Origin of the sequence: Bacillus paramobilis, from assembly GCF_038096195.1 — a bacterium.
In the GTDB taxonomy this organism is placed as follows: Bacteria; Bacillota; Bacilli; order Bacillales; family Bacillaceae_G; genus Bacillus_A; species Bacillus_A mobilis.
This window is the reverse complement of the sequence record NZ_CP151108.1, coordinates 5,124,933-5,135,000: the sequence shown is the minus strand read 5'-3', so window position 1 is coordinate 5,135,000 and position 10,068 is coordinate 5,124,933. Positions and strand designations below refer to the sequence as shown.

Below are 10,068 nucleotides of genomic sequence, written 5' to 3'. Positions count from 1 at the left end.
AGGGTAACAACCCCGTAGTCGAAACTTCGTTCTCTCTTGAATGTATCCTGAGTACGGCGGAACACGTGAAATTCCGTCGGAATCTGGGAGGACCATCTCCCAAGGCTAAATACTCCCTAGTGATCGATAGTGAACCAGTACCGTGAGGGAAAGGTGAAAAGCACCCCGGAAGGGGAGTGAAAGAGATCCTGAAACCGTGTGCCTACAAATAGTCAGAGCCCGTTAATGGGTGATGGCGTGCCTTTTGTAGAATGAACCGGCGAGTTACGATCCCGTGCGAGGTTAAGCTGAAGAGGCGGAGCCGCAGCGAAAGCGAGTCTGAATAGGGCGTTTAGTACGTGGTCGTAGACCCGAAACCAGGTGATCTACCCATGTCCAGGGTGAAGTTCAGGTAACACTGAATGGAGGCCCGAACCCACGCACGTTGAAAAGTGCGGGGATGAGGTGTGGGTAGCGGAGAAATTCCAATCGAACCTGGAGATAGCTGGTTCTCCCCGAAATAGCTTTAGGGCTAGCCTTAAGTGTAAGAGTCTTGGAGGTAGAGCACTGATTGAACTAGGGGTCCTCATCGGATTACCGAATTCAGTCAAACTCCGAATGCCAATGACTTATCCTTAGGAGTCAGACTGCGAGTGATAAGATCCGTAGTCAAGAGGGAAACAGCCCAGATCGCCAGCTAAGGTCCCAAAGTGTGTATTAAGTGGAAAAGGATGTGGAGTTGCTTAGACAACTAGGATGTTGGCTTAGAAGCAGCCACCATTTAAAGAGTGCGTAATAGCTCACTAGTCGAGTGACTCTGCGCCGAAAATGTACCGGGGCTAAATACACCACCGAAGCTGCGAATTGATACCAATGGTATCAGTGGTAGGGGAGCGTTCTAAGTGCAGTGAAGTCAGACCGGAAGGACTGGTGGAGCGCTTAGAAGTGAGAATGCCGGTATGAGTAGCGAAAGACGGGTGAGAATCCCGTCCACCGAATGCCTAAGGTTTCCTGAGGAAGGCTCGTCCGCTCAGGGTTAGTCAGGACCTAAGCCGAGGCCGACAGGCGTAGGCGATGGACAACAGGTTGATATTCCTGTACCACCTCTTTATCGTTTGAGCAATGGAGGGACGCAGAAGGATAGAAGAAGCGTGCGATTGGTTGTGCACGTCCAAGCAGTTAGGCTGATAAGTAGGCAAATCCGCTTATCGTGAAGGCTGAGCTGTGATGGGGAAGCTCCTTATGGAGCGAAGTCTTTGATTCCCCGCTGCCAAGAAAAGCTTCTAGCGAGATAAAAGGTGCCTGTACCGCAAACCGACACAGGTAGGCGAGGAGAGAATCCTAAGGTGTGCGAGAGAACTCTGGTTAAGGAACTCGGCAAAATGACCCCGTAACTTCGGGAGAAGGGGTGCTTTCTTAACGGAAAGCCGCAGTGAATAGGCCCAAGCGACTGTTTAGCAAAAACACAGCTCTCTGCGAAGCCGTAAGGCGAAGTATAGGGGGTGACACCTGCCCGGTGCTGGAAGGTTAAGGAGAGGGGTTAGCGTAAGCGAAGCTCTGAACTGAAGCCCCAGTAAACGGCGGCCGTAACTATAACGGTCCTAAGGTAGCGAAATTCCTTGTCGGGTAAGTTCCGACCCGCACGAAAGGTGTAACGATTTGGGCACTGTCTCAACCAGAGACTCGGTGAAATTATAGTACCTGTGAAGATGCAGGTTACCCGCGACAGGACGGAAAGACCCCGTGGAGCTTTACTGTAGCCTGATATTGAATTTTGGTACAGTTTGTACAGGATAGGCGGGAGCCATTGAAACCGGAGCGCTAGCTTCGGTGGAGGCGCTGGTGGGATACCGCCCTGACTGTATTGAAATTCTAACCTACGGGTCTTATCGACCCGGGAGACAGTGTCAGGTGGGCAGTTTGACTGGGGCGGTCGCCTCCTAAAGTGTAACGGAGGCGCCCAAAGGTTCCCTCAGAATGGTTGGAAATCATTCGTAGAGTGCAAAGGCATAAGGGAGCTTGACTGCGAGACCTACAAGTCGAGCAGGGACGAAAGTCGGGCTTAGTGATCCGGTGGTTCCGCATGGAAGGGCCATCGCTCAACGGATAAAAGCTACCCCGGGGATAACAGGCTTATCTCCCCCAAGAGTCCACATCGACGGGGAGGTTTGGCACCTCGATGTCGGCTCATCGCATCCTGGGGCTGTAGTCGGTCCCAAGGGTTGGGCTGTTCGCCCATTAAAGCGGTACGCGAGCTGGGTTCAGAACGTCGTGAGACAGTTCGGTCCCTATCCGTCGTGGGCGTAGGAAATTTGAGAGGAGCTGTCCTTAGTACGAGAGGACCGGGATGGACGCACCGCTGGTGTACCAGTTGTTCTGCCAAGGGCATAGCTGGGTAGCTATGTGCGGAAGGGATAAGTGCTGAAAGCATCTAAGCATGAAGCCCCCCTCAAGATGAGATTTCCCATAGCGTAAGCTAGTAAGATCCCTGAAAGATGATCAGGTTGATAGGTTCGAGGTGGAAGCATGGTGACATGTGGAGCTGACGAATACTAATAGATCGAGGACTTAACCATATAATATGTAGCAATGTTATCTAGTTTTGAAGGAATATATATTAAAATTCCTTTTGACATTCTGAAAAGAATGTGTATAATGATAAAAGTCTGGTAATGATGGCAGAGAGGTCACACCCGTTCCCATACCGAACACGGAAGTTAAGCTCTCTAGCGCCGATGGTAGTTGGGACCTTGTCCCTGTGAGAGTAGGACGTTGCCAGGCTTGTATTATTCCGCAGTAGCTCAGCGGTAGAGCTATCGGCTGTTAACCGATCGGTCGTAGGTTCGATTCCTACCTGCGGAGCCATTATGCTTCCATAGCTCAGCTGGTAGAGTACTTCCATGGTAAGGAAGAGGTCACCGGTTCAAGCCCGGTTGGAAGCTTGGAAAAAGTTTTAAATTTTTGGCCCGTTGGTCAAGTGGTTAAGACACCGCCCTTTCACGGCGGTAACACGGGTTCGAATCCCGTACGGGTCACCACTTTTGGAGGATTAGCTCAGCTGGGAGAGCACCTGCCTTACAAGCAGGGGGTCGGCGGTTCGATCCCGTCATCCTCCACCATATATATTTTAAATGTCGGAGGGGTAGCGAAGTGGCTAAACGCGGCGGACTGTAAATCCGCTCCTTCGGGTTCGGCAGTTCGAATCTGCCCCCCTCCACCATTTTCTTTAAAATAACCTGAGAGGGTTTATTTTTTTGAAAAGATAACCATACTAGTAAATATTAATGGGCTATAGCCAAGCGGTAAGGCAACGGACTTTGACTCCGTCATGCGCTGGTTCGAATCCAGCTAGCCCAGCCATTTACGAGCCATTAGCTCAGTTGGTAGAGCATCTGACTTTTAATCAGAGGGTCGAAGGTTCGAATCCTTCATGGCTCACCATTTTCGCGGAAGTAGTTCAGTGGTAGAATACAACCTTGCCAAGGTTGGGGTCGCGGGTTCGAATCCCGTCTTCCGCTTTTATTAATAAGGGGCCTTAGCTCAGCTGGGAGAGCGCCTGCCTTGCACGCAGGAGGTCAGCGGTTCGATCCCGCTAGGCTCCATCTAATAGAAAAGCTTACATCATATGATGTAAGCTTTTTTTGTGTTTAAAAAGACAACTTTCATATTTATCATTTAAAATGGAGAAAATGCGAAAATAAAGGATGGGGGATAATTGTGAAAGTTGTTATTGCATCTGATTCATATAAAGAAAGCTTAAAAGCTATAGAAGTATGTGAGGCTATTGAAAGAGGTTTTAGAGCAATTTTCCCTAAAGCAGAGTATGTGAAAATACCAATTGGAGATGGAGGAGAAGGAACGGTTGATTCTCTTGTTGATGCTACAGGGGGAAGGATTATATCACTTCATGTGACAGGACCGCTCAGAGAACGTGTACAGGCCTTTTACGGTATGTCTAAAGATAAAAAGACAGCGTTTATTGAAATGGCAGCAGCATCAGGATTACAACATGTTCCGGTTAAAAAGCGAAATCCACTTATTACAACGACTAAAGGAACTGGAGAGCTTATACTACATGCGCTAGACGAAGGAGCTAAGCACATTATTTTAGGACTTGGCGGAAGTGCTACAAATGATGGTGGGGCAGGTATGTTGTCAGCTTTAGGAGTCAGGTTTATAGATGAAAAAGGGGAAGTAATAGAGCCATCTGGAGGAACTTTACATACGATTGTCGCTATTGATTTTTCACGCTTGGATTCACGCTTAACAAATATAAAGATAGAAGCAGCATGTGATGTAGATAATCCGTTAGTTGGAATAAGCGGAGCATCTTTCGTATTTGGGAGGCAAAAGGGTGCGAATGCAGAGATGATGAAAGAGCTGGATGAAAATTTAAAGCATTATGCGAATATCTTTAAACAATACTTATCTTGCGACGTATCTAAAATACCTGGCGCAGGAGCCGCAGGAGGAATGGGAGCAGCTGTTATTGCAGTGTTAAAGGGAAGCTTGCGGAGAGGAATTGAAATTGTATTAGACTATACAAACTTTGATAAGCATATAGAAGGTGCAGATTTAATTATAACTGGTGAAGGAAGAATAGATGAACAAACAGCATATGGAAAGGCCCCTGTAGGTGTTGCGGAGCGTGCAAAGTATTTTCTTATTCCTGTCATTGCTATTGGAGGATCTGTATCTCCGAATTATCCAGCTGTTCACGAAAAAGGAATCGATGCAGTATTTAGTATTACAGCGAGTCCGATGACATTAGAAGAGGCATATAAAGTAGCGGAAGAGAATATCGAAATGACAGCAAAGAATATTGCCGCAGTATGGAAAATAGCATCAGAAAAACACTTCTAAATGTAGGAGTGTTTTTTATTATTATCTAATAATAATGATGGTAGTTGTTTCATTAGGTTAACTTTATACATAGAATAGTCTTAACATTTGGATTTTAAAGCGAATATAAGTGAATAATTTGTATATCCATACAGAAAAATGTCGAGTTGAGTCAGACTATATAAAAGATTTAAAATATTTAGTGAAGGCACAAAAGGGGGATACTATCTATGAAAAAAGAAATTTCGGTTATTGGAGTTCCAATGGATTTAGGACAGATGCGTCGCGGAGTTGATATGGGGCCGAGCGCAATCCGTTATGCAGGCGTAATTGAAAGAATTGAAGAAATTGGATATGACGTTAAAGATATGGGAGATATATGTATAGAGAGAGAAAAAGAAGTAGATGTAAATACAAGCTTAAGAAACCTTACACAAGTTGCAACCGTTTGTAACGAATTAGCAAGTAAGGTGGATCATATTATAGAAGAAGGACGTTTTCCACTTGTATTAGGTGGCGATCATAGTATCGCTATTGGTACATTAGCTGGTGTTGCGAAACATTATAAAAATTTAGGTGTTATTTGGTATGATGCACATGGTGATTTAAATACAGAAGAAACTTCACCATCTGGAAATATTCATGGTATGTCACTTGCAGCAAGTTTAGGGTATGGACATCAAACGCTTGTAGATTTATATGGGGCATATCCAAAGGTGAAAAAAGAGAACGTTGTAATTATTGGTGCACGTGCATTAGATGAAGGAGAAAAAGACTTTATTCGCAATGAAGGTATTAAAGTATTCTCAATGCATGAGATTGATCGTATGGGTATGACGGCTGTTATGGAAGAAACAATCGCGTATTTATCTCATACTGATGGTGTACATTTATCATTAGATTTAGATGGCCTTGACCCACATGATGCACCAGGAGTTGGAACGCCTGTAATTGGTGGCCTATCTTATCGTGAAAGCCATTTAGCAATGGAAATGTTAGCGGAAGCTGATATTGTTACATCAGCTGAGTTTGTTGAAGTAAATACTATTTTAGATGAGCGAAATAGAACGGCAACAACAGCAGTTGCTTTAATGGGTTCTTTATTCGGTGAAAAACTAAAATAAATGTAAGAAAAGCAACTGAGAAGTTGCTTTTTTTATTTGAAAATAAGCGTATAATAATGATTTATATTATACTGTACGATAATAATGTTTGACATCTTACCAATTTAGACTAAAGGAGGTTGTTTGTAATTGTTGTTTGTTTCATGTATGGTATAATTAACTAGTTGTTGGAAATACATACAGATAGAGCATAAAACAATATTTCAATATATGGATAGAATTGCTCGTAAGTAGGAGGAAGGGTTAGCATGCCTTTTGAAGATACGACCATTTTGAAATATCTTAGTACGGCACTAGATATTGCCGTTGTATGGTTTATTATATATAAGCTAATTCTCATAATCCGAGGGACGAAAGCTGTTCAACTTTTAAAAGGGATTACAGTTATTATTGTCGTTCGGATGATTAGTATTTTCCTTGGATTACGTACGCTATATTGGCTAACTGAGCAAGTATTAACGTGGGGATTTTTAGCCGTTATTATTATTTTTCAGCCAGAATTGCGAAGAGCACTTGAGCAGCTAGGGCGCGGGAGTTTATTTTCACGTACTGGAACTCATGAGGATGATGAGCCTGAAATCGTTGCAACAGCGATAGCAAAAGCGACGGAATATATGGGAAAACGTAGAATTGGTGCATTAATTACTTTGTCAAAAGAGACCGGTATGGGTGATTATGTGGAAACAGGTATTCCGCTAAATGCAAACGTATCATCGGAATTACTCATAAATATTTTCATTCCTAATACGCCACTTCACGATGGAGCAGTCATTATGCAAGGAGGTACCATTAAAGCAGCTGCTTGTTATCTGCCGTTATCGGAAAGTCCTTTTATTTCTAAGGAGTTAGGAACTAGGCATCGCGCTGCCATGGGCGTTAGTGAAGTTACTGATAGTATTACAGTAGTTGTGTCGGAAGAAACAGGTCAAATTTCTTTAACGAAAAATGGTAAGTTGCATCGTGATTTGAAGACAGAGCAACTGAAAGATATGTTGTTAGCTGAATTTAGTGCGAGCGAAAAAACGACTTCTTCGTCTTTATGGAATTGGAGGAGAAAGCGTCATGGATAAGTTAATGGAGAATCATTGGTTCTTAAAGGGGATCTCATTACTATTGGCGTGTATGCTTTTTATGTCAGCGACTTTAACTGAAAAAAATACGACATCGGGGATAATACCTTTTGCAAATGATGCGAAAGAAACATTAACTAATTATCCTATTACCCTTAAGTATGATGAAGACAAATATATTGTAAGTGGTATTCCGTCAGAGGGCGTTAAAGTAAAGTTAGAGGGCCCAAAAGCAGCAGTTGCTACAGCAAAAGCGAAAAAACAATTTGATATACCGGTTGATTTGAGAGATAGCGAAAAAGGAACCTATGAAGTTTCTTTGAAAACGAACGGTCTTCCAGATGGTGTGAAAGGAACGGTTCAGCCATCAACAATTAAAATTACTCTTCATGAAAAAGCGAGAAAATATGTTCATGTAGACTTGAAATTATCAAATGAGGATCAGATGCCAGCGGGGTCTACTCTCGAAAAATCAAACATTAAACCTGATACTGTTGAGGTAGTTGGAACGAAGGAAGAAATTGAAAGTATTTCATCTGCAAAGGCGTATATTGATTTAAAAGGTGTTAATAAAACTGTTACAAAAACAGCCGAAGTTACATTATACAATAAAGAAGGAAAACGTTTAAATGTAAGAACGAGTCCATCTAAAATTAGTGTGACATTGAATGTGGCGACGCAAGCTACGGCCAATAATACGGAAAAAACAGTTCCTGTAACGTATACGAAAAAGGGGAGTTTACCAGAAGGATTGGCCGTTACAAATATTAACGTTGAGCCGAGAGAAGTAACGATAGCAGGTCCAAAAGATATATTGGATAATATACAATCGATAGAGGGGGTCGAAGTAGATCTTAGTCAATTGACAGAGTCTACAACATTCGATACCTCTGTTTTATTGCCAAAGGGTGTAACAAGTGCAAAACCGAATCAAGTGAAGGTTTCAGTGGGAGTGCAAAAAACAAAACAAACGAAAACAAGAACGATTGATGGTATATCAATTCAAAAAAATGGACTTTCTAAAGATGTTACGGCCCAGCTACTTTCGCCGCAAGATGGGAAGATAAGCGTTGATATTTCAGGAGAAACAAGTATAGTAGATAAAATAACAGCAGCTCAAATAACAGCAGCCATTAATCTGCAAAATGTATCTCTGGGGACGAAAGATGTTTCTATTCAAGTGAGCGGCCCTGGTAATATTTCAATAGAGCCAAAGCAAAAAAGTGCTAAAGTCACAATTGTGAAGAAAGAAAATCCAGATAAAGAAGTACAGGGTAACGGTGAAAAACCAGATTCAAATAATAACCAAGATAATCAAACTGAAAAACCAAAAAATCCTGAACCTGAACATAAGCCTGACACGGAACAGGAACAAAATAAAGATAAAGAAAAAGAAACTAGCCAAGAGCCAACAGTAGATAATCAAAAAGAGCCAGAAAAAGGAGCGAATCATAATGGGTAAATATTTTGGTACAGATGGAGTACGCGGGGTTGCGAACCAGGAGTTAACACCTGAATTAGCATTCAAAATTGGACGTTTTGGTGGTTATGTATTAACAAAAGATACAGATCGTCCAAAAGTAATTATCGGTCGTGATACACGTATATCAGGGCATATGTTAGAAGGAGCTTTAGTAGCAGGTCTATTATCAACTGGAGCAGAAGTAATGCGCCTTGGTGTTATTTCTACACCAGGTGTTGCTTATTTAACAAAAGCGTTAGATGCACAAGCAGGTGTTATGATTTCTGCATCTCATAATCCAGTACAGGATAACGGAATCAAATTCTTCGGTTCAGACGGTTTTAAATTAACAGATGAGCAAGAAGCAGAAATTGAAGCTTTATTAGACAAAGAAGTTGATGAACTACCACGTCCAACAGGTACGAATCTTGGACAAGTGAGTGATTATTTTGAAGGCGGACAAAAATATTTACAATATATTAAACAAACTGTAGAGGAAGATTTCTCTGGTTTACATATCGCTTTAGATTGTGCGCATGGTGCTACGTCTTCTTTAGCTCCATACTTATTCGCGGATTTAGAGGCTGATATTTCAACAATGGGAACTTCACCAAACGGCATGAACATTAACGATGGCGTAGGTTCTACACATCCAGAAGTATTAGCTAAATTAGTAAAAGACAAAGGCGCTGATATCGGTCTTGCCTTTGATGGTGATGGTGACCGCTTAATCGCTGTAGATGAAAAAGGAAACATCGTTGATGGCGATCAAATTATGTTTATTTGTGCGAAGTACATGAAAGAAACTGGTCAATTAAAGCATAATACAGTCGTTTCAACTGTTATGAGTAACTTAGGTTTCTACAAAGCACTTGAAGCTAACAATATCACGAGTGATAAAACAGCAGTTGGTGACCGTTACGTAATGGAAGAGATGAAGCGTGGTGGTTACAACTTAGGTGGAGAACAATCGGGTCATATTATCTTACTTGATTACATTACAACTGGTGATGGAATGTTAAGTGCACTTCAACTGGTAAACATCATGAAAATGACGAAAAAACCATTATCTGAGCTTGCAGGTGAGATGACAAAATTCCCACAATTACTAGTAAACGTTCGTGTAACAGATAAAAAACTAGCATTAGAAAATGAAAAAATTAAAGAAATTATTCGTGTTGTAGAGGAAGAAATGAACGGTGATGGCCGCATTCTTGTTCGTCCATCTGGAACAGAGCCACTTATTCGTGTAATGGCAGAAGCACCAACACAAGAAGTTTGTGACGCATATGTACATCGTATTGTAGAAGTTGTGAAAGCTGAAGTTGGCGCTGAATAATTCAATAAATTTATGAAAAGGGAGCACAAGTAGTGCTCCTTTTTCATATGTTTTATAGACGATGAAAAAAATTTCATTGACGGTTTATCCATGTTTGTTATAAGATGGTCTTGTTCTTTTTCTCAAAGGAAATATTGTAAATTATAGAAGCGCCAGAACTACAAGTAGTGTAGTTGACGAGGTGGAGTTTATCGAGATTTCGGCGGATGACTCCCGGTTGTTCATCACAACCGCAAGCTTTTACTTAAATCA

At 42.1% G+C, this 10,068-nt stretch carries 5 protein-coding genes, 9 tRNA genes and 2 rRNA genes (1 of these 16 cut by a window edge); all 16 read left to right on the top strand.

Annotated elements, in window-relative coordinates:
- Positions 1 to 2,555 (top strand): 23S ribosomal RNA (locus tag AABL52_RS26200) (it extends 367 nt beyond the left edge of the window).
- Positions 2,556 to 2,644: 89 nt separating this feature from the next.
- A 5S ribosomal RNA gene (gene rrf, locus AABL52_RS26195) occupies positions 2,645 to 2,760 on the top strand.
- Between the two features lie 9 nt (positions 2,761 to 2,769).
- A tRNA-Asn gene (locus AABL52_RS26190) sits at positions 2,770 to 2,844 on the top strand.
- 4 nt (positions 2,845 to 2,848) lie between these two features.
- Positions 2,849 to 2,921, top strand: a tRNA-Thr gene (locus tag AABL52_RS26185).
- A 21-nt stretch (positions 2,922 to 2,942) separates the two neighbouring features.
- A tRNA-Glu gene (locus AABL52_RS26180) sits at positions 2,943 to 3,017 on the top strand.
- A 5-nt stretch (positions 3,018 to 3,022) separates the two neighbouring features.
- A tRNA-Val gene (locus AABL52_RS26175) sits at positions 3,023 to 3,098 on the top strand.
- A 17-nt stretch (positions 3,099 to 3,115) separates the two neighbouring features.
- Positions 3,116 to 3,199 (top strand) — tRNA-Tyr (locus tag AABL52_RS26170).
- A gap of 65 nt (positions 3,200 to 3,264) precedes the next feature.
- A tRNA-Gln gene (locus AABL52_RS26165) sits at positions 3,265 to 3,339 on the top strand.
- Between the two features lie 5 nt (positions 3,340 to 3,344).
- Positions 3,345 to 3,420, top strand: a tRNA-Lys gene (locus tag AABL52_RS26160).
- 5 nt (positions 3,421 to 3,425) lie between these two features.
- Positions 3,426 to 3,497: transfer RNA gene (locus AABL52_RS26155), tRNA-Gly, on the top strand.
- Between the two features lie 11 nt (positions 3,498 to 3,508).
- Positions 3,509 to 3,581: transfer RNA gene (locus tag AABL52_RS26150), tRNA-Ala, on the top strand.
- 115 nt (positions 3,582 to 3,696) lie between these two features.
- On the top strand, positions 3,697 to 4,842 hold the full coding sequence (locus AABL52_RS26145; RefSeq protein ID WP_000869575.1) for a glycerate kinase: 1,146 nt from the start codon (positions 3,697 to 3,699) through the stop codon (positions 4,840 to 4,842).
- A gap of 209 nt (positions 4,843 to 5,051) precedes the next feature.
- On the top strand, positions 5,052 to 5,945 hold the full coding sequence (gene rocF, locus AABL52_RS26140) for an arginase (RefSeq protein ID WP_000711573.1): 894 nt from the start codon (positions 5,052 to 5,054) through the stop codon (positions 5,943 to 5,945).
- 248 nt (positions 5,946 to 6,193) lie between these two features.
- The gene (gene cdaA / locus AABL52_RS26135) at positions 6,194 to 7,015 is read left to right on the top strand and encodes a diadenylate cyclase CdaA (RefSeq protein ID WP_001115702.1); all 822 of its coding nucleotides are present in this window, start codon (positions 6,194 to 6,196) and stop codon (positions 7,013 to 7,015) included.
- Positions 7,008 to 8,477 carry a CdaR family protein gene (locus AABL52_RS26130; RefSeq protein ID WP_000359563.1) on the top strand — a complete coding sequence of 490 codons (1,470 nt, stop codon included), beginning with the start codon at positions 7,008 to 7,010 and terminating at the stop codon, positions 8,475 to 8,477. Before cdaA ends, AABL52_RS26130 begins: the two co-directional genes overlap by 8 nt.
- On the top strand, positions 8,470 to 9,816 hold the full coding sequence (gene glmM, locus AABL52_RS26125; protein ID WP_000521485.1) for a phosphoglucosamine mutase: 1,347 nt from the start codon (positions 8,470 to 8,472) through the stop codon (positions 9,814 to 9,816). The genes AABL52_RS26130 and glmM overlap by 8 nt, the downstream gene beginning before the upstream one ends.
- The last annotated feature ends 252 nt before the right edge of the window (positions 9,817 to 10,068 follow it).